We start from the raw sequence: 19,589 nt of genomic DNA on the forward strand, positions 1-19,589 counted from the left end.
CAGCGCACCTCCGCCACCGCAGACTCAGTCATAGCGCGCCTCGGCCATCCATCTGCCGTCCTCGCACACGAGCAGCCATGCCCCCTGCTCGGCATCGACGACCTGGAACCGGTGCGCGCGCCGGGCCCGCACGGCGTCCCACCCGCGCTCGTCCACGGTCCACGGGCCCGCCCACGACACGATCGCGCGGCGCCGCCCGCTCTCGGTGAGCATCGCGGGGGCGGCGGTGAGCTCTCCGCGCTCGTCGACGTCGACGGCGATGCCCGCGAAGGCCTCGACGTCGACCGTGCGCGGCGGGCGGAACACCGTCGCCGGCGCCGGGGCGGGCAGGCTGCCGGGCCACGGCCGGTCGCGCGGCTGGGGGGCCACGGCCCGGTCGCCCCACGGCACGAGCACCTCGCGTTCGGCGAGCCATCGTCCGCCGCCGATCTGCGGGGTCAGCACCCCGCGGTGGCCGAGCATCGCCTGCACGCGCGAGAGCGCATGGTGCACTCGGTCGTCGGGCCCCTGTCCGAAGATCGCCGGCTGGTGGTGGGATGCCGCGTCCACCGCCTCGGGTGCGATCCGCACCAGCGCGACCCCGCTGCGCAGCACCCGGTTCTGCGCGTCCTCGGCCAGCTGCCAGCGCACCCGGTCGACGACCGCCGCGGCGTCGAACGCGCCGGGGTGCAGCCAGACCCGCTCGCTGCGCTCGCCGCGGTCGCCCGAGAGCTCGACCCGCAGCTCGGTGCACACCAGGTCGACCGCGCCCAGGCCCGCGATGAACTCGTCGGCGGCGATCCGCATGCCGAACGCGACCTGCTCGGCCCGGTCCAGGGCGGGTTCGAACGCGACCTGGCGGTCGAGCTCGGGCGGTGGCGTGCGCGGGAGCACGGGCTGCGAGTCGGCGCCGGCCGCCAGATCGTGCAGGCGCAGCCCCCGGGGGCCGAACCGGTCGCGCACGCGAGTGGCCTCGAGCGCGGCGAACGCCCCGAGCGTGTGCACCCCGAGCCGGGAGAGCAGATGCACGAGGGCGGGGTCGTCGAGCACCGTGACCGGGAGCCCGGCCAGGAACGCCGCCGCCGCGCCCGCCTCGACCACCCGCACCGGATCGTCGTCGCGAGTGGCCCGGGCCGCCTGCTCGGCGGTGAACGGGCCGTCCGCGACCCCCGCGCGCACGCCCGGCAGCTCCTCGTGCTCGGCGAGGATGTCGAGGATCTCGCACGCGGCGGCCGCCTCGCCCCCGTAGTACCGCGCCGGGCCCCGCACGCGCAGCGCGCACAGCCCCGGCCGGATGATCTGCACCCCCGGGGCGAACTGCTCGACGCGCGCGACCACGGGCGAGAACACCCGCTGGTCGCGGGCGGCGTCCGCACCGATCACCTCGAGGCGCGGCGAGTGGGATTGCGCGTCGCGGCGGCGCTGGCCGCGGCGCACGCCGTCGGCGCGGGCGGCGGCCGAGCACGCCACCACCGCGTTGTCGTGCACGACCGCGATCGGCCCGGACTCGGCCACGCCGTCGCGCAGCAGCGCCGTGACCGGCCAGTCGGGGAACCACAGCACCAGGCTGCGGACGGGGCCGTCCATCTCAGCCCACCGCCCGCATCCGCTCGCCCTCGCCGCGCCACGGCCCGCCCGCGACCTCGCCGGTGCCGATCTCGGTGCGCCACCCGCCGGCATCGCCCGGCCGTGCCGCGCCGAACCCGTCGGGCAGCAGCATCCTCGCCCGCCGCGGTGCGGGCCGGCGCCGGCTGCGCACGCTCACGGTCACCGCGCGGGTGCGCAGGTGGCCGTGCCCGTCGCCGACGCCCGTCCATTCGGGGGCGTCGACGGCGAGCGCCGCCTCTGCCTGCGGCCACTCCCCCTGCACGAGCAGGATCCCGCTCCGGTCGCGCAGCCGCGCCGCCAGCCGCGACGCCTCGGCGGGGACGGTGCGCCCGGTGGGCCGCACCGCGACCACGGGCAGGACGTCGGCGAGGGTCGCGGTCACGGCCAGCCAGCGCGGGCCCGGCTCGGGCACCAGCACGAGCCGGGTGAGGTCCACGCCCAGCTGCTCGGCCGCCTCGGCACCCAGTTCGGGCATGCCCACCACCCCGCACCACGAGCCCGCCTGCGTGGGTGCGGCCAGCAGCGCCAGCAGCAGCGACATCGACGAGTCGAGCACATAGGCGGCGCCGGTGCGCAGGCCGCCTCCGGGGAGCAGCGCGGACAAGGCGGGCAGCACCGGCAGCACCGGCGCATCGAGCCGGCGGCCCTGCGCCTGCTCGAGCCGAGCGCGCAGGCGCGAGACCTCCGTCGCCACCTCGACCTGCTGCGCCCCCATGATCGCCCTCACTTCTACATACTAGAACGCATGTTCTAGATGATCAATCGCGAGAACGACGATAGACGCCCCCTCCGACATCCGAAAGGGCACTATCCATTCGCTATGTTCGACAGTCGCGACTCATCGCATGGATCGAGTGGGCCGTCCGGGCGCACAGCCCGACGCGCGATCAGACGTCGCGCGCGGTGGGCACGCGCAGGCTGCCGTAGCGCTCCATGCGGTGCCACCGCAGGCGGGTCCCCGCGATCGCGGTGAACACCGACTGGATCACGACCAGGTACATCAGCTGTCGGTACACGAACTGCTGCAGCGGCAGCGCCCACAGCGCGCGCATCGACTCGCGGTCCAGCGCCAGGGCGTACGCGGCCATCACCATCTGCAGGGCGAGGAAGCCGAGCCACAGCAGGCCGATCCGCACCGGGTCGAGGAAGATCAGCCCGTACACGGCGAACAGGTCCACCACCGGGGCGAACAGCGGCAGCAGCACCTGCAGCACCAGCAGGTACCCGAGGCCACGGCGTCCGAGCTTGCCGGCGCGGCCGCGCTGCACCACCGCACCGCGGTGCTTCCACATCGCCTGCAGGGTGCCGTAGCACCACCGGTACCGCTGCCGCCAGAGGGCGCCCAACGTCTGCGGCGCTTCGGTCCACGCCAGCGCGTCGTCCTGGTAGACGACGCGCCAGTCCGCCCGGGCCAGCGCCATCGTCAGGTCGGTGTCTTCGGCGAGGGTGTCGTCGCTCACACCGCCCACCTGCACCAGCGCTGTACGGCGGAACCCGCCGATCGCGCCCGGCACCGTCGGCATGCACTGGGCCACGTCGAACATGCGCCGGTCGAGGTTGAACCCGACGACGTACTCGATGTGCTGCCAGCCGCCGAGGACGCCCCGGCGGTTGGCGACCTTCGTGTTGCCCGACACCGCCCCCACAGCGGGGTCGTCGAAGGGACGGATGAGCCGCTCGATCGTCTCGGGCTCGAACACGGTGTCGCCGTCGACCATCACGATCAGCTCGTGCGAGGCCGCGCGCAGCCCGGTGTTCAGCGCGGCGGGTTTGCCGGCGTTGGCCTGGCGGATCACCTGCACCTGCGGCAGGCCGAGCGCCGCAGCGCGGGCCGCAGTGTCGTCGGTGGACCCGTCGTCGACCACGATGATCTCGACCGGATGCGTCGAGGCGGCGATCGAGCGCACGGCCGCCTCGATCCCGGCCGACTCGTTGTAGGCGGGGATGATCACGGTGACCGGCTCGCGCGTGCCCGCGCGGGGCGCCCGCCTGCGCGCCTCACGCGCACGCCGGGAGGCGCGGGCGTGATGCACGGCCGTGGTCATCACCAGGAACACCCGCACGAGCGTCACGAGGCCGCTGATCAGCAGCGCCCAGCTGAGCACGCCGACCAGGACGTCGCTCACCCGCACCGCCCACATCAGCGCGCCCGCCGACACGCGGTCGACGGCGGCCGCCGGCCGCATCGTGTGAGCTACCCCGATCGCATCGCCGATCGTCGTCACGCGGTACCCCTCGTCGGCCCAGCGCGTCAGCATCACATCCAGCGCCGCGACCGTCTCGGCGCGGTCGCCGCCGCCGTCGTGCATCAGCACGACAGCTCCGGTCCCGTCGTGCGGCTTCAGGTTCGACTCGATCGCGGCCACCCCGGGCCGCCGCCAGTCCTCACTGTCCAGGCTCGAGAGCACGGTCAGGTAGCCGTCGGCCGCCGCCGACGCGATCGCGTCCCACGAGGCGGGGCTGACCGACTGATTCGAGGAGCTGTAGGGCGGGCGCAGCAGCGAGGCCGTCTGCCCGGTGGCGGCGATCACCGCCTGCTGCGCGCCCTGCAGCTCCACCGTGCGCTGCCAGCCCGGCGCCTGCCCGAGGTCGGTGTGCGTGAGGGTGTGGATGCCGATCTCGTTGCCGTCGGCGACGATGGCACGGGCGATCTCGGGGTGCTCCAGCACTTCGTTGCCGACGACGAAGAACGTGGCGTGCACGCCGTGCCGGCGCAGCACCTCGAGGATCTTCGGAGTCCATACCGGGTCAGGCCCGTCGTCGAACGTCAGCGCGATCGTGCGCCCCGGCGGCGCGATGGTGTGCACGTCGGCGGGGGTGCGGGCGTCGATCACGGGGCCGCCGCCCCGCACGGCACCCGGCACCTGTCCCGTCCCGGCTGCCGCGGCCACGCCGTCGTCGGTGATGCCGCCCTGATGATGCAGGTATCCCTGCATCGTGAGGGCAGCCGCCAGGACCAGCATGATCCCGGCCAGCACGATCCAATGCGCGCGGACCCGCCGGCCGACGGTCCGCGACCGGCGCGCGCTGCGTTCGGAGATGCGCTCCGAGCTCACGGGTGAGTGGGCGGGGTCGGCTTGCGGGTCTGACCGGGCGCCGCGGTGCTCTTGCCGCGATCGGTCGACTGCGCGGGCACGGTGGGCTGCGGCGAGGGTGTGGATGCCGGTGCCGGCGTGGTCGACGTGGTCGGCGTGGGCGTCGACGACGATCCGGTCGACGGCTGGGGGCCCGGCGTGGCGTCGGGCGCGGTGCGCACGACCGGATCGATGGACGGGGCGGTCGAATCCGGAGAGGCGGATCGGCCGGCGGCCTGCGACGGGGACGGCGACGGCGGGACCGGCTGGGCGGCCGACGGGGGCTGCGGCAGGAACGGCGCATCGATCGACGGACCGCCGACCAGCGCGCTCACCAGCAGCGCCGCGTACGACAGCGCCGCGATCACGGCGACCACGGCCGCGATGCGCACCGCGCTCAGGCGGTGGCCGCTCGCGTCCAGGAAGACGGGGGCGCCGGCCTCGGTGATGGCGGCGGACTGGCGGATGCTGCGGCGGGTGGGCAGTGTCTCGGTCATCGGCTCGGTCATGTCATCTCCGGGCGTCGAGTCTACCGGCGGGTCCATCGACGACTCCTGGGAGCCTCCGCGCGGCGCGGGCGGCGGCGTCGCCGGCCCGCAGGCCCTCTTCGAAGGCGGCGACGGCGTTCAGTCCCACGGTGTTGCGCGCCCCGCCGACGACGGTGTGCGCGATGCCCCGCGCCGCGAGCTGCGTCGCCAGCCCGTCCCGGGGCGTCTGGCCGGCCGCGACGACCACGATGTCAGCCTCGATCAGCTCGGGCGTGCCGTCCACCTCGATGCGCACGCCACCGGGTTCCACGACCCGATAGGCGACGCCGGTGAGCGTGCGCACACCGCGGCGGCGGATCGCCTGCACGGCCGCCCATCGGGTCGTCACCCCCATCCCCGCGCCGATCGCGCCGCTGCGGCGCATGACCGTGACCCGCCGGGCCGGTGGGGCGAGCACGCCTTCTCGCAGCCCGTGCTCGATGAGGAAGCGCTCCCGGTCCGCGTCGTCCGCGGCATCCTCCGTCGTCGCCGGCACCGCGGATCCCTCCACGAGCAGGTGCGCCAGGTCGACGGCGATGCCGCCCGCCCCGATCACGGCGACCCGCGGGCCCAGCCGCTGCGCCTGCGCGAAGGCCTGCGCGTAGTCGATCACGTTCGGTCCGTCGATGCCCGGCAGCTCCACCCGGCGCGGCACGACCCCGGTGGCGACGATCACGTGGTCGAACCCGGCGAGATCATCCGCACCGGCCGTGCAGCCCGTGCGCACCTCGACCCCGAGCCGGGCCAGCGCCCGGGCGAACGACCGTGCGGTCTCGGCGAAGTCGCGCTTTCCCGGCACCGCTCCGGCCAGCAGGAACTGACCGCCGATGGCTCCCGCCGCCTCGAACAGGGTGACCCGGGCGCCTGCGAACGCGGCCGCCCGCGCCGCCTCCATCCCGGCCGGGCCCGCACCCACGACGGCGATGTGCGGCGGTGGCCCGGACGGATGCTCCGGCACGAGCGGGAACTCGAGCTCGCGGCCGGCGCGCGGGTTGACCGTGCACGAGACGGGTTCGAGGCCGAACGAGCGGTCGATGCAGGCCTCGTCGCAGCCGATGCACGGATTCACGTCGGCGGCGCGGCCGGCGAACGAGACCGCCACGATGTGCGGGTCGGCCAGGAACGGCCGCGCCATCGAGACCAGGTCGGCGGCGCCCCCGGCCAGCAGCCGCTCGGCCTGCGCGAGGGTGTTGATCCGGTTCGACGCGATGACCGGCACAGCGGCCCCTGCGGCGGCCAGCGCCGCCCGGATGCGGGCGGGCACCGACGCGAAGGCTGCGTGCGGCACCATCGACTGCACCGTCGGAACGCGGGCCTCGTGCCAGCCGATGCCGACGTCGATCGCGTCCGCGCCCGCCTCGACGACGGCGATCGCCAGCGCGTCCGCCTCGTCGGGGGTCGACGAGCCGTCGACGAGGTCCGCGCCCGAGACGCGAACGAGCACGGGCGCATCCGCCACGGCCCGGCGCACCGCACGCACGACCGCGACCGGGAAGGCCCGGCGCCGTGCGGCATCGCCGCCCCACGCGTCGTCGCGGCGGTTGGTAACCGGCGAGGCGAACTGATTGAGCAGATATCCCTCGGAGGCCATCACCTCGACGCCGTCGAACCCGACCTCGACCGCGACGCGCGCCGCAGCGGCGAAGTCGGCGATCGTGGCGGCGATGCCGTCGTCGTCCAGTCCGACGGGAGTCGCATCCGAGAACCTGCTGTGCACCGCGGACGGCGCCACCGGGGTGAGCCCGAACGACGACGCGAACGCATACCTGCCGGCATGGAACAGCTGCAGCGCGATCCGCCCGCCGGCCGCGTGCACGGCATCCACCACGACGCGCCAGGCATCCGCGTGCCCGGGCTCGTCGAGGAGGGGGTAGCCCGCACCCCCCGCGCCGACCCGGCTGACCGCGGCGCCGCCGGTGACGATCAGGGCGGCGCCGCCGCGGGCCCGCTCGGCGTAGAAGGCGGCGAGCGCGGCCGGGTCCCCGGTCTCGCGGTTCAGGTGCATCGAGCCCATCAGCATCCGGTGCGGCAGCGTGAGCGTGCCCACCCGCACCGGGGTCTGCAGCGTCGGATACAGCGTGCCGGCCACGGACGCCTACCCGCGAGTGGGTCGCGGCGTCAGCCCCAGCGGGTCGGTCGTGTCGCGCCAGTACGGCGGGGCGGCGACCGTCATGCCGCCATCGACGACGATCGTGTGCCCGGTGATGTAGCCCGCGCGCTCCGAGAGCAGGAAGTCGATGGCGTTGGCCATGTCCTCCACCGTGCCGGGACGGCCGAGCGGGATCGCGTCGATCACCTTCTGCATCGGCGCCATTCCCGGCATCGAGTAGAAGTACTCCAGCGAATCCGAGTCGATGAGCCCGCCGTTGACCCCGTTGACCGTGATGCCGTACGCGGCGAACTCCACCGCCATGAAGCGGACGAACGACTCCACCGCGGCCTTGTACGAACCCAGCGCCGCATAGGTGGCGAAGGCGCGCATGCTGCCGTAGCTCGACACGGCGACGATCCGTCCGCCGTCGTCCATGAGCTTCACCGCCTCCTGCGCGCCGAGCACGAACGGGCGCAGGTTCATCGCGTACGAGCGGTCGAGGTGGTGCGTCTTCAGGTCGGTGACGCGCTTGAAGGCGGCCGCGGCGGCGTTGTTCACGAAGAAGTCGAGCCGGCCGTATTCGTCCGCGACCGCGTCGAACAGCCGCACGATGTCCTCGGGGCTCTCCATGTCGGCGCGCACCGCGATGCCGTCACCGCCGCGCCGGCGGGCCTCGGCGACCACCTGGTCGGCGAGGTCGGCGTTCGTGCGGTAGTTCACGACGACGCGGGCGCCCTTGGCGGCCAGCCCCAGCGCGAGGGTGCGGCCGATGCCGCGAGACGAGCCGGTGATCAGGGCGATCCTTCCGGCGTACTCCGCCTGGTCCGGGTCCGCTGAGGGGGTGGATGCCGCAGTCACAGGCTGATCCTCTCTCTCGCCGCCGCGAGCACTTCGCGGGCAACGACCGTCTTCTGGATCTCGTTCGTACCCTCTTCGAACCGCTGTGCGCGGGCGTCGCGGTACACGCGCTCGATGGCCGAGGTCTTCCAGTACCCGACGCCGCCGTGCACCTGCAGGGCCTTGTCGGTGACGCGCGTGAGCATGTCGACGGCGATCATCTTCGCCATCGACGACAGCGCCGGCGCGTCGGGCGCGTCCCGTTCCCACTCCCGGGCCGCGTGCAGCGCGAGCTGCTTGGCCGCCTGGATGTCGGCCTCGTTCTCGGCGATCATGAACGCGATCGCCTGCCGCGAGGCGATGGGCTTTCCGAACGTGACGCGCGTGGTCGCGTAGTCCACGGCGAGCTCCTGCGCGCGCTCGGCCAGCCCCACGCAGCTCATCGCCACCGAGATGCGGCTCGGGGTGAGGAACCCGCCCAGGGCGATCTTCAGCCCGTCACCCTCCTCCCCCAGCCGCTGCGCGACCGGGACGGGGGTGTCGGTGAATGTGAGCGTGGCGTGGTCGGTGCCGTGGACGCCCATCGTGTTCGAGGTGTCCTCGACGTCCGCGCCCGGCGCGTGCCGGTCGACGAGCAGGCCGACCACGCCGTCTTTGCCGGTCGTGCCCTCCAGCCGTGCGAACAGCAGCCAGTAGTCGCATCGCACGCCGAACGTGATCAGGTGCTTGCGCCCGTTCAGCAGATACACGTCGCCCTCGCGGCGCACCGTGCACGTGAGGTCGGCGCCGGTGCCGTTGCCGGGCTCGGTGAGGGTGAAGGCGACCAGCGTGTCGCCGGCGATCATCGGCCGGACGAACCGATCGCGCTGCTCGGGCGAGACGTACGGGTTGATCGCCCGCCAGGTGCCGTTCAGCACATGCACCAGCATCCGGATCGACGCATGCGACCGCGAGAAGACCTCCATCAGCCCCATCCACTGGCTGAACGCCAGTCCCCGTCCGCCGAGCTCGCGCGGCGCCGCCATGCTCAGGTAGCCGCGCTGCTTCAGTTCGGCGAACAGCTCGGGCGGCACCGTCCCGGTCCGCTCGATCGCCTGGGCCCATTCCTCGCCCGGTCCGCGCACCCAGCGGGTGACGTCTGCGAGCAGGGATTCGTACTCATGCGCTTCGATTCGGCTTCCACGTCCGTCGAGCGTGACCGGGCTGCTGGTCATCGATGGGGCCCTCCTTGTCGGTGTCGGTCAGTGCGGCCAGACGCTGCGGCTTGAGCGTCGCCGCCCGTTCCCGCAGCAGGAACTTCTGCACCTTGCCGACGGCGTTGCGCGGCAGGCTGTCGATGACCTCGAGCCGCTCGGGCCAGTAGCTCTTCGACACGCGGCAGTCGTCGAGGTAGCGCTGCAGCTGGCGGAAGCTGAGGCTCGCACCCGGGGCCAGCACCGCGAACGCGCATGCGCGCTCCCCCAGGCGCGGATCGGGCATCGCGACGATCGCGACATCCTCGATGGCCTCGTGGCGGTACAGCAGCTGCTCGATCTCCGAGACCGGCACCTTCTCGCCGCCGCGGTTGATCACGTCGCGCACGCGGCCGGTGATGCGCAGGTAGCCGTCGTCGTCGATCGTGGCCAGATCCCCGGTGCGGTACCAGCCGTCGGCGGTGAAGGCCTCGGCGGTCAGGTCCGGGCGGTCGAGGTAGCCGTCGAACACCGTGGGGCCGGTGAGCTCGAAGTCCCCTTCCACGCCGGGCGCGACCGGGTGCCCCGTGTCGTCCACGATCCGCAGTCGCACGTCGTGCAGCGCCTTGCCGTCGGTGCCCCAGGCCTTGGCCTCGGGATCGGCCGGGCTCGACAGGGCCGCGAGCCCGGTCTCGGTGGTGCCGAACGCGCCGCACACCGTCGTGCCGAGCACCCGCGTGGCGTGCTCGGCGAGCGCCCGCGGCACCGCGGCGCCCGTGGCGACGAAGATGCGCAGGGCCCGCGGCGGCGCGGCGCCGGCCTCGACCTCGCGCACGAGGTCGGTGAGGAACGGGGTCGCGGCCTGCACGAACGTGCCCTCCCACTCGTCGAGCACCTCGAGGGCGCGCTTGCCGTTCCACGTGCGCTGCACGATCTCGGGGACGCCCAGCACCCACGACAGCCACATGCCGTAGAGGAACCCGGTCTGGTGCGCGAGCGGTGACGGCACGAACACGGCGTCGGTCGAGTTCAACGGCAGCTGCTCGATCTCCATCCATGCGGCGCGGCTCAGGCTCCGGTGCGTGTGGATGACGCCCTTGGGCTCACCGGACGTGCCCGACGTGAACAGCAGCTGGGCCGGGTCCTCGGGCGCCGGCGCCCGGGCGTCGAGGGCCGCACGGTCCACGCGCGCCCACGCCGAGGCGCGGTGCCACGCGAACCACTCGACGTCGGGGTTCTCGCACGACGGCACGACGTGCGCGACGCCCGGCGTCAGGTGCATGACCAGAACGTTGCGCACCGCGAGCTCGGCCGCCTCGGGGCCGGAGAGGATGTCGGCGAGCTCGCGATCGTGCTGTCGACCCCGGTAGTTGTCGGCGACGATCACGAGCTTCGCCTGCGACCGCTTCAGCGCGAAGGCGACCTCGCGCTGGCGGAAGATCGGCATGATCGGGCAGATCACCGCGCCGATGCGGGCCGCCGCGGCGGCGATCACCACGAACCCGGCGCAGTTGGGCAGCTGCACCGCCACGCGGTCGCCCGGCTGAACCCCGAACTGCAGCAGGAGAGCTGCGGCCTTGTCGACCTCGCGGTCGAGCTCGGACCAGGTCAGCGGCGTGGTGCGGTCGCTGGCGGCGTCCACGAGCGCGAGCCCGTGCGGGCGCTCCGTCGCCCAGCGGCGGATCCACTGCGCACCGGTGACCCGGCCGGCCTCGTCCGCGGTGCCGGCCGGCGGAAGCCGGCGCGCGGTGGGGCGGGCCGGCCCCTTCTCGACCTGCATGTCGATGTGCAGGTCGGTCATCGCGTCGAGGAACTGCGGGTACGAGATGCGGTACGCGTTGGGGAACGTCAGCGTCGAACGGCCCGACGCGGCCGCGGCGGCCACCGCCAGCGACATCAGCACCCGGTGGTCGTTGAACGACGACAGGTGCGCGCCGTGCAGTCGGCGCACGCCGCGGATGTGCAGGTCGGTGCCGTCGAACTCGAGATCGCCGCCCATCTCGTTCAGCTGCAGCATCGAGGTGACGCGATCGGACTCCTTCAGCCGCACGTGCTCGACGTTGTGGAAGACGCTCTCACCCTCGGCGACGGACGCCATGGCCGCCAGCACCGGCAGCATGTCGGGCACGGTGCGGCAGTCGACGTCGGTGGCGCGCAGGCGGACGCCGTCGTGCTGGATGCGCACGCCTCCGGTCTCGGCGTCGACGACGAGGGGAAGGCCCATGCGGTGCGCGATGGCGAGGAAGTCGGCCTCGGGGTGGTCGATCTCGGCGGGGTCGACGCTGGTCAGCCCGGTCAGCAGCACGTCGGCGGGCCGAAGCCCCGCCACGGCCAGCCCGAACGCCGCCGACCCGATGTCGGGCGGCAGCTGCAGATCCGCCGGGCGGGCGATCTGGCCCGGCTCGATGTCGTAGCGGCGCCCACGCTCCGAGACGGCGACGTGCAGCCCGAACTGCGCCATCATCCGGACGGTCAGGTCGACGTAGCTGCGCTCGTTGAACGCCCCGTCGACGATGACCGTGGTGTGCCCGGTGGCGAACGGGGCGATCAGCAGCAGGGACGAGATCCACTGCGACAGGGTCCCGGCGATGTGCACCGTGCCGCCGGCCGGACGGCCGTGACGCACCCGGATCGGCGGACAGTCGGTCGGGGACGAGGCATCCACCCCCAGCTCGTTCAGCGCACGCAGCAGCGGCCCGATCGGCCGGTGCTCGAAGTACTTCTGGCCCGTGATCACGATGTCGCGGTCGGCGAGAGCGGCCAGTCCCACCATGAAGTACAGCGTCGTGCCCGAGCTGCCCACGCTCTGCCGTTCGCGGCGCGGGCGGTAAGGCCCGCCGTGGACGACGAACGTGTCGCCGTCCATCTCGATCCCGATGCCGAGCGAACGCAGCAGCCCGACCGTGTACTGCACATGCCGGGCGTCGCTGAGCCCGGTGATGCGACTGGTCCCCGGTGCGAGCGAGGCGAGGATCAGGGCCCGGTGCGCGTGGTACTTCGAGTTCGGCACGCGGACGGTGCCGTGCACCCGCGCCGCGCTTCCCGCCACTGACAAGTGCATCGTCACAACCTCCCGTTCCGGAAGTGAACGGTCAGTCTCGACAGTCCACGTCGGTCGCCACGTGCGACCATACTCCCGCCACGGCCGATCGTGGGGTGATCACAGGCCAGACTGTGCCGACGCATAGGTCAGGCGGCGAGTGCGAGGTACGGCTCCCAGCGCGGGTCGGCCCGCTCGGTGCCCCGCACCGTCCAGTGGCCGCCGTGCGGCGGGTGCGGAGCGAACCGCAGCGTCCAGCTCATCTCCTGCGGTGTACGGTCGCCCTTGCTGTTGTTGCAGCGCTGGCAGCACGCGACCAGGTTCTCCCACGTGTCCTTCCCACCGCGCGAGCGGGGCATGACGTGGTCGATCGTGCCGGCCGAGCCGCCGCAGTACGCACAGCGGAAGCTGTCGCGTCGCAGCACGCCGCGCCGGGTGACCGGCACGTGCCGCGCACCGGGCAGCCGCACATAGCGCGTGAGGATGATCACCGCCGGTCTGTCGTACGTCTCACGGATCCCGAAGACGGGATCCCCTTCGACGTGCTCGATCACCGTCGCCTTGTCGTTCATCACCAGGACCAGGGCCCGGCGGAACGACACCACGGCGAGCGGCTCGTACCCTGCGTTCAGCACCAGTGTGCGCATCTGCCATCCTCACGAACGGTCCGAGACGGCTTCCCGGACGATCGACCGAAGACGCAGGAGTCCCGCTGCGGGGATGAAAAAAGCGCCGTCCTAACGACGGCGCTCGAGCGCCGCACGCGAGGTGCGGCATCCGAACTCATGATGACGAAGCACGAGCAGGCCGAGGGCATCCATGGTGCGGATGCGTGGCGTGTCGCCCATCGTCGTCCCTTTCGCGTGATTCATACGTCCGGGAACAGGGTAGCGCGCTCTCCAGGGGCTGGGATCCGCGCGGCGGCGGCGTGTCGAACGCCCCGGGTCGCGGAAGGATGCCGCAACCCGGGGCGTTCGTGACGGATGGACGCCTCAGCCGGCGTTGGCGCGCAGCCAGGCGAGCGGGTCGATGCGCGTGCCGTTGATGCCCACCTCGAAATGCAGGTGGTTCGCGGTGGAGCGGCCGGTGCTGCCGACCCGCCCGATCATCTGGCCGGCCTCGACGTGCTGTCCGGTGGACACCTGACGACTGCCGTAGCGCATGTGCCCGTACAGCGTCTCGACCTTCTTGCCGTCGATGACGGTGTCGATCACGACCGCGACGCCATAACCGTAGTAGCCCTCGCTCGAGACCGTGACGGTCCCGGCGGTGGACGCGAAGATCGGCGTGCCGCCGGGCGCGAGCAGGTCGACGCCCATGTGCTCGCCGCCGCGGCTGCGGAAGCCGTCGCCGATGCGGGTGATCGTCGCAAGCGGCCAGCGGATCGCCCCTGTGCCCGGGCCGGTCATGTTCAGGTCGACGCTGGAGGTCGACCGAGACACCGATGCCACACGGGCGGCCTGGCGGGCCCGCGCTGCGGCAGCGGCCTCGGCCTGCTTCTTCGCGATCTCACCGGAGGTGGTGGCCGAGTAGCTGTCACGGGAGAGCGTGGCGCTCTTCTGCGACGACCCGACGACCAGGGACTGGGCGTCGTCAGCGGCCATCTGCTGGATCGTGCGCGCCCCCGGCGCGGAGTTCGCGGCGGCGAAGGCGGGAATGGCGACCGTGCCCACCAGCGCGGTGATCATGCCGACCACCGCGAGACTGCGCAGCGGCGATCGCTTCTTGCCCTTGCGCGGTGCGGGCGCGGGACGGGGTGCGGGGTGCGGGGTGCTGTGCGTGGAACGCAGCGCGCGGCGGGTGCGGGCAGGGCCGACCGCGGGCTCGGCGGGCTCCATCGCGGTCGAGTCGATCTCTTCAGCCAAACTGGTCCTCCGGCCTCCGCTCCCGGGCTCATCCGGCAACGGGCTCGTCGGAATCGTGGCACGGGCGTCGGGACACGCGTGCTCGCTTGACCGCAAGAACGACGAGCCGGGGAGGCGATCCTTGCGGCATCCGGCGGCGGGCTTCTCGCCAACGGACTGTTCGAGGCTACCCGAAGGTAACGGATAAGTCACGCTCTCCGGCTGGCAAGCCGCTGATGATCACGACCGGTCGTCGACCAGGAAGATGTGCGAGGCGACTTCGACCGGCAGCTCCAGGCCGCCCTCGGCGCCGTCCATCTCGACGAGCACATACCCTTCGCTGTAGCGGTAGCCGCCCGTCGCGCCGGGTACGACGCCGGCGTCGAGCAGCTGCTGCAGCAGTTCGGGGTCGACCTGGGCGGGCTCGGCGAGACGACGGATCGTCCCCCGGACGGGGCCGCCCTCGGCGTCGAGCCGGCGGACCAGGCCGATGACGCCCTGCTCGAAGTCCATCGAGTCGGTGCCGCCCAGCAGAGCCAGCCCCGGGATCGGGTTGCCGTAGGGCGACTCGGTGGGGTGCCCGAGCAGCTCGACGAGGCGGCGCTCGACCTGCTCGCTCATCACGTGCTCCCAGCGGCAGGCCTCTTCGTGCACGTAGGCCCATTCCAGCCCGATGACATCCGACAGCAGCCTCTCGGCGAGGCGGTGCTTGCGCATGACGTCCACGGCCTTGTGCCGGCCGGCGTCGGTCAGCTCCAGGCGACGGTCGTCCGAGACGACCACGAGACCGTCGCGCTCCATGCGTCCCACGGTCTGCGACACGGTGGGACCCGAGTGCCCGAGGCGCTCCGAGATGCGCGCACGCAGCGGCACGATGTTCTCCTCTTCGAGCTCGAGGATCGTGCGCAGGTACATCTCGGTGGTGTCGATCAGGTCGGTCATCACTGTGCTCCGTATGGCGCGGCGCCGAATACCGCGTGGGTCCAGCCTATCCCGCGCCCACGACACGCCCACCGCCGGCGTCGCCCGAGTGAGCGGCGTCACGTTACGGACCGCGACGGGCGCGCGCGGCGCGCCGCCCTAGAATCTGTGCATGGCCCACGTCGCACTCCCCGCTGACCTCCTGCCCGCCGACGGTCGCTTCGGATGCGGACCGTCGAAGGTCCGGCCCGAGCAGGTGCAGGCGCTGGCGGGACCGGGGGCCGCGATCCTCGGGACCTCGCACCGCCAGGCACCTGTGAAGAACCTCGTCGGCGGCGTCCGCGAGGGACTGGCCGAGCTGTTCCGGCTGCCCGACGGGTACGAGATCATCCTCGCCAACGGCGGCTCGACCGCGTTCTGGGACGCCGCGGCGTTCGGGCTCATCGAGAACCGTGCGCAGAACCTCGTGTTCGGCGAGTTCGGCGGCAAGTTCGCCAAGTCCGCGGCCGCCCCATGGCTGCAGGCGCCCGACGTGCGCACCGCCGAGCCGGGCACCCGCACGGTCGCCGAGGCCGTCGAGGGCGTCGACGTGTACGCGTGGCCGCACAACGAGACCTCGACCGGCGTCGCCGCCCCCGTCGAGCGCGTGCACGGCGACGCCGGCGCGCTGACGGTGATCGATGCGACCAGCGCCGCCGGCGGCATCGACGTCGACGTCGCGAACGCCGACGTCTACTACTTCGCTCCGCAGAAGAACTTCGCCGCCGACGGCGGGCTGTGGTTCGCCGCCGTCTCGCCCGCCGCGATCGAACGCATCGAGCGCATCGCGGCCTCCGACCGCTACATCCCGGCGTTCCTGGACCTGAAGACCGCGGTCGACAACTCCCGGCTCAACCAGACGCTGAACACGCCCGCACTGGCCACGCTGCTGCTGATCGACGAGCAGGTGCGCTGGATCAACGCGAACGGCGGGCTCGCTTGGGCCGGCGCCCGCACCCGTGAGTCCTCGGACGCCCTGTACACGTGGGCCGCGGCATCCTCGTTCGCGACCCCGTTCGCCGCGGATCCCGCCGACCGCTCCCCCGTGGTGGTGACGATCGACTTCGACGAGTCCGTCGACGCGGCCGCCGTCGCCAAGAGCCTGCGCGCCAACGGCATCGTCGACACCGAGCCGTACCGCAAGCTCGGGCGCAATCAGCTGCGCATCGCCACGTTCGTCGCGATCGAGCCCGACGACGTGCGCCAGCTCATCCGCTGCATCGACTACACGGTCGAGCAGCTGGCGCAGTAGCCCGCGTCACTGCGCGTCGTCGTCGAAGTCCGCCGAGTCGTCGAGCTCGTCGATGTCGACCCCGTCGAGGTCGCCCGCGTGCAGGATGGGCGACGCGTCCTCGTCGAAGTCGGACTCATCCAAGTCGTCGAGGTCTTCGTCGTCAAGATCGTCGAACTCGTCGTCGCCCAGATCGTCGGCGTCGGGGTCGAAGCCGCTGTCGTCGAGGTCGTCGCCGTCCTCGTCCAGATCGTCGGCGTCATCATCGTCATCATCATCGAGGTCGCCCGCGCCGTCGCCGGCCTCCGACGCCCGGTCTGCGGCGTCGCCGGCTGCGGCATCCTCGTCCGCGTCGTCAGTGGATGCCTCGTCCCGCGCTGCCGCGTCGGCTGCGGCCTGCTGCGCCTGGAAGTCCGCCAGGCGCTCCGCCCACGGCACCCATTCGGGCGCGAGCAGCGCATCGTCGCCGGGCAGCAGCTCGACTTCGAGCACGGTCGGCTCGGCCCCTTCGACCACCGCGAGGCTCACCGTCCAGAACCAGCCCGGGTAGCCGAGCATGCGGTTCGCGAACCGCAGCGACACCACTCCGTCGTCCTCCACCGTGTAGCCGGCGGCGTCGCCGATCGTCTCGGACCGGGTCACCTCGTGCAATGCCGCCAGGGCGAGATCGTGTGCGGCCAGCAGCCGCTCGTCAGGCGTCGAAATCATCGGCCACCCGGCGCAGCAGCGCCGCGATCTTCTTGGACTGTCCGCCGCTCGGGTACCGGCCGTGGCGCAGGTCGCCGCCGATGCCGTCGAGCAGCTTCACGAGGTCTTCGATGATGATCGCCATGTCGTCGGCGGGCTTGCGCGACCGCTTCGACAGGCTCACCGGCGCCTCGAGCACCCGCACCGACAGTGCCTGCGGTCCGCGCTTGCCGTCGGCCAGGCCGAACTCGACGCGACTGCCCGCCTTCACGACGGCACCGGCGGGCAGCGCGGTGGCGTGCAGGAAGACGTCCTGGCCGTCGTCGGCGGAGATGAAGCCGAAGCCCTTCTCTTCGTCGTAGAACCTGACCTTGCCGGTGGGCATGAGTGACCTCGCTGGAACGGGGAGTGCGCATCGCACGGAGCGGGAGTGGAGCGAGGGGCCGTCTCGACCCCTGGTTCCAGCGTACGGCACCCGCGCGCGGCGGGTAGGCTGAAATGGATGAGCGCGCCCACACCTGCCGACGTTCCGGTCCGCCGAATCGACCGCATCCTGGCATTCACCGCGCTGGGGCTGCTGGTCCTCGCGGTCGTCTGCTTCTTCACGATCATCATCGGCACGGCCGTCCACGCCGACCAGGCAGCGCCCCTGTGGCGTGTGCTGTTCTGGGTCACGGCCGCTGCGCCGATCCTCGGGTTCGGCTGCATCCTCGCGGTGCTCATCCTGAGCTTCGTGCGTCGGGGGCGGGCGAACCGGGCCCACGACCGAGCGCGCTGAGTGATCGACACCTCCGACGCACGGGCGCTGGCCACGCAGCTGGCGGGGCTGGACCCGCTCGAGCTCGCGCGGCTGCTGCACGCGCGCGGGGTGCCGGCGTCGGCGCCGTGGCGCGACTGCTTCGATGCGGCCGAGGCGCTGCTCGATCCCGCCTCGATCGATCGGGCGCTGGCGGGCCTTGCCCGCGCCGCCGTGTCGGCGCTGGATGCCGCGACCGCCGTGGACGCTCCCGTCGAGCCCGCGCAGCGCGCCGCGGCCGCCGCGCTCGGTCTCGTGCGCGCGGACGGCCAGGTGTTCGGCGCCGTGACGGCGCGCCTGCGCGCGCTGCTCGCGGTCGCGCCCGACGAGCCCGCCTCCTCCGACGTCCCGCCGGCCGCCGACGAGGCCCTGTCGGTGGCCACGGCCGAGCGCGCGGCGGCGGCCGTTCGGACCCTCACCGACCTCGTCGCCGGGGTCGCCGACCAGCCGCTCGCGGTCACCGGCACCGGCGCGGTGACCGCGATCGACCGGCGGCGGCTGATCGAGGCGCACATCGTCGCCGACGGCGCGGAGCTCGACGACCTGCTGCGTCTGGCCGTCGAGGCACGCCTGCTGACCCTCCTCGACCGCGAATGGCGCACCACCATGCAGGCCGAGGACTGGCTGCCCGCCGCGCTCCCCCGCCGCTGGTCTGCGGTGGCAACCGGGTGGCGGGACGCCCTGCCCCCGGCGCTGCGCACGCCCGAGGGCGGCTACCTGGCGCCGTCGCAATGGCTCGGTGCGATCCCGCTCGCCCCGCAGTGGCCGGTCCGCGCCGAGGGCATCCGCGCCTGTGCGGTGCGGTGGGGACTGTACGCGGCGGGCGACGACGGCGCGGAACCGTCCTGGACGGCTCCGCTGCGAGCGGGGGCCGCGCCCGATCTCGCCGCGCTGACGGCGCTGCTGCCCGCAGAGATCGACCGCATCTACCTGCAGGCCGATCTGACCGCGATTGCGCCCGGCCCGCTGCGCTCGGAGCTCGACCTGCGGTTGCGCACGATGGCGATCCGCGAGACGGCGGCCCAGGCATCCACCTATCGATTCACCGCGGCGTCGCTCGCCGCGGCCGTCGCCGGCGGCGAGGATGCCGCGTCCCTGCACGCGTTCCTCTCCGAGCTGTCGCTGACCGGCATCCCACAGCCGCTCGCGTATCTCATCGAGCAGACCGCCGCGCGGCACGGCCTGGTGCGTGTGGGCCAGGACGCCGAGACCGGTCGCACGCGTGTGACCAGCGCCGACGCCCGGCTGCTGCGCACGATCGCCGTCGACCAGGCGCTGCGTTCGATCGGCCTGGTCGAAGCCGGCGACGCCCTCACCTCGCGGGTCTCGCGCGACGCCGTGTTCTGGACGCTCGCCGACGCCCGCTATCCGGTGCTCGCCGTCGATGTGCGTGGCCGTCCCGAGCCGGTGCAGCGCCGCCGCGCCCCCGTGGAGCTGGCGGCCCGCACCGATCCGGCGACAGCACTGCTTCCGTTGGCCGAGACGCTACTCGCGCACAGCGCCGCCGACGCGGACGCGGCCTGGCTCACCCGTGAGCTCGACCAGGCTGTGCGCGCCCATGCCGACGTCGTGGTGACGGTGCAGATGCCCGACGGCAGCGAGCGCGAGTTCACGATGGAGGCGACGGGCCTGGGCGGCGGCCGCCTGCGCGGACGCGACCGCGCGGCCGACATCGAGCGCACCGTCCCGGTGGCGAGCATCGTCAGCGTCCGCCCGCGCTGAGCCTGCGCAGAGCGTGCTCC

16 protein-coding genes are annotated in these 19,589 nt (G+C 72.9%); 3 read left to right on the forward strand and 13 right to left on the reverse strand.

Going from position 1 to position 19,589, the window contains the following annotated elements:
* Positions 1–24 precede the first annotated feature (24 nt).
* The 11 genes from AC3RX0_RS12920 to AC3RX0_RS12970 all read right to left on the reverse strand — a co-directional run bounded on the left by AC3RX0_RS12920 (position 25) and on the right by AC3RX0_RS12970 (position 15,115).
* Positions 25–1,566, reverse strand: coding sequence for a DNA polymerase Y family protein (locus tag AC3RX0_RS12920; protein ID WP_491506406.1), 1,542 nt, complete (start codon positions 1,564–1,566; stop codon positions 25–27).
* 1 nt (position 1,567) lies between these two features.
* Positions 1,568–2,302 carry a DnaE2-dependent mutagenesis accessory factor ImuA' gene (gene imuA', locus AC3RX0_RS12925; protein WP_491506860.1) on the reverse strand — a complete coding sequence of 245 codons (735 nt, stop codon included), beginning with the start codon at positions 2,300–2,302 and terminating at the stop codon, positions 1,568–1,570.
* A gap of 172 nt (positions 2,303–2,474) precedes the next feature.
* Entirely contained in the window at positions 2,475–4,643 is a 2,169-nt protein-coding gene (locus AC3RX0_RS12930) for a bifunctional polysaccharide deacetylase/glycosyltransferase family 2 protein (RefSeq protein ID WP_491506407.1), read from the reverse strand.
* On the reverse strand, positions 4,640–5,206 hold the full coding sequence (locus AC3RX0_RS12935; RefSeq protein ID WP_498166002.1) for a hypothetical protein: 567 nt from the start codon (positions 5,204–5,206) through the stop codon (positions 4,640–4,642). The genes AC3RX0_RS12930 and AC3RX0_RS12935 overlap by 4 nt, the downstream gene beginning before the upstream one ends.
* A complete protein-coding gene (locus tag AC3RX0_RS12940; RefSeq protein ID WP_491506409.1) occupies positions 5,172–7,277 on the reverse strand; it encodes an oxidoreductase in 2,106 nt (701 codons plus the stop codon). The genes AC3RX0_RS12935 and AC3RX0_RS12940 overlap by 35 nt, the downstream gene beginning before the upstream one ends.
* A gap of 6 nt (positions 7,278–7,283) precedes the next feature.
* Positions 7,284–8,138, reverse strand: a complete 855-nt coding sequence (locus tag AC3RX0_RS12945; RefSeq protein ID WP_491506410.1) for an SDR family oxidoreductase — start codon at positions 8,136–8,138, stop codon at positions 7,284–7,286.
* On the reverse strand, positions 8,135–9,331 hold the full coding sequence (locus tag AC3RX0_RS12950; RefSeq protein WP_491506411.1) for an acyl-CoA dehydrogenase family protein: 1,197 nt from the start codon (positions 9,329–9,331) through the stop codon (positions 8,135–8,137). Before AC3RX0_RS12950 ends, AC3RX0_RS12945 begins: the two co-directional genes overlap by 4 nt.
* Positions 9,276–12,350, reverse strand: a complete 3,075-nt coding sequence (gene aroA, locus AC3RX0_RS12955) for a 3-phosphoshikimate 1-carboxyvinyltransferase (protein WP_491506412.1) — start codon at positions 12,348–12,350, stop codon at positions 9,276–9,278. Before aroA ends, AC3RX0_RS12950 begins: the two co-directional genes overlap by 56 nt.
* A 128-nt stretch (positions 12,351–12,478) precedes the next feature.
* Positions 12,479–12,976: an HNH endonuclease gene (locus AC3RX0_RS12960; RefSeq protein WP_491506413.1), complete on the reverse strand. Its 498-nt coding sequence runs from the start codon at positions 12,974–12,976 to the stop codon at positions 12,479–12,481.
* 345 nt (positions 12,977–13,321) lie between these two features.
* Positions 13,322–14,194, reverse strand: coding sequence for a M23 family metallopeptidase (locus tag AC3RX0_RS12965; protein ID WP_491506414.1), 873 nt, complete (start codon positions 14,192–14,194; stop codon positions 13,322–13,324).
* A 219-nt stretch (positions 14,195–14,413) separates the two neighbouring features.
* Positions 14,414–15,115: an iron-dependent transcriptional repressor DtxR gene (locus tag AC3RX0_RS12970; protein ID WP_491506415.1), complete on the reverse strand. Its 702-nt coding sequence runs from the start codon at positions 15,113–15,115 to the stop codon at positions 14,414–14,416.
* Between the two features lie 151 nt (positions 15,116–15,266).
* Between AC3RX0_RS12970 and serC the strand changes: the two genes are divergently transcribed.
* Positions 15,267–16,385, forward strand: coding sequence for a phosphoserine transaminase (gene serC / locus AC3RX0_RS12975; protein WP_491506416.1), 1,119 nt, complete (start codon positions 15,267–15,269; stop codon positions 16,383–16,385).
* Positions 16,386–16,391: 6 nt separating this feature from the next.
* Here the strand turns inward: serC and AC3RX0_RS12980 are convergent, their stop codons facing one another.
* Positions 16,392–17,072, reverse strand: a complete 681-nt coding sequence (locus AC3RX0_RS12980; protein ID WP_491506417.1) for a DUF3027 domain-containing protein — start codon at positions 17,070–17,072, stop codon at positions 16,392–16,394.
* Entirely contained in the window at positions 17,056–17,436 is a 381-nt protein-coding gene (locus AC3RX0_RS12985) for a cold-shock protein (RefSeq protein ID WP_491506418.1), read from the reverse strand. The genes AC3RX0_RS12980 and AC3RX0_RS12985 overlap by 17 nt, the downstream gene beginning before the upstream one ends.
* A 117-nt stretch (positions 17,437–17,553) precedes the next feature.
* Here AC3RX0_RS12985 and AC3RX0_RS12990 point away from each other — a divergent pair, with 117 nt between their 5' ends.
* A complete protein-coding gene (locus AC3RX0_RS12990; protein ID WP_491506419.1) occupies positions 17,554–17,829 on the forward strand; it encodes a multidrug ABC transporter ATPase in 276 nt (91 codons plus the stop codon).
* Positions 17,830–19,569, forward strand: a complete 1,740-nt coding sequence (locus AC3RX0_RS12995) for a helicase-associated domain-containing protein (protein WP_491506420.1) — start codon at positions 17,830–17,832, stop codon at positions 19,567–19,569.
* The last annotated feature ends 20 nt before the right edge of the window (positions 19,570–19,589 follow it).

This window comes from Microbacterium sp. W1-4-2, assembly GCF_058349885.2.

Coding starts and splice junctions, on each gene's coding strand:
- AC3RX0_RS12935 (WP_498166002.1), bottom strand. CDS start 5,206: ATGGACCCGCCGGTAGACTCGACGCCCGGAGATGACATGACCGAGCCG.
- AC3RX0_RS12950 (WP_491506411.1), bottom strand. CDS start 9,331: ATGACCAGCAGCCCGGTCACGCTCGACGGACGTGGAAGCCGAATCGAA.
- aroA (WP_491506412.1), bottom strand. CDS start 12,350: ATGCACTTGTCAGTGGCGGGAAGCGCGGCGCGGGTGCACGGCACCGTC.
- AC3RX0_RS12960 (WP_491506413.1), bottom strand. CDS start 12,976: ATGCGCACACTGGTGCTGAACGCAGGGTACGAGCCGCTCGCCGTGGTG.
- AC3RX0_RS12970 (WP_491506415.1), bottom strand. CDS start 15,115: ATGACCGACCTGATCGACACCACCGAGATGTACCTGCGCACGATCCTC.
- AC3RX0_RS12990 (WP_491506419.1), top strand. CDS start 17,554: ATGAGCGCGCCCACACCTGCCGACGTTCCGGTCCGCCGAATCGACCGC.
- AC3RX0_RS12920 (WP_491506406.1), bottom strand. CDS start 1,566: ATGGACGGCCCCGTCCGCAGCCTGGTGCTGTGGTTCCCCGACTGGCCG.
- imuA' (WP_491506860.1), bottom strand. CDS start 2,302: ATGGGGGCGCAGCAGGTCGAGGTGGCGACGGAGGTCTCGCGCCTGCGC.
- serC (WP_491506416.1), top strand. CDS start 15,267: ATGGCCCACGTCGCACTCCCCGCTGACCTCCTGCCCGCCGACGGTCGC.
- AC3RX0_RS12985 (WP_491506418.1), bottom strand. CDS start 17,436: ATGCCCACCGGCAAGGTCAGGTTCTACGACGAAGAGAAGGGCTTCGGC.
- AC3RX0_RS12980 (WP_491506417.1), bottom strand. CDS start 17,072: ATGATTTCGACGCCTGACGAGCGGCTGCTGGCCGCACACGATCTCGCC.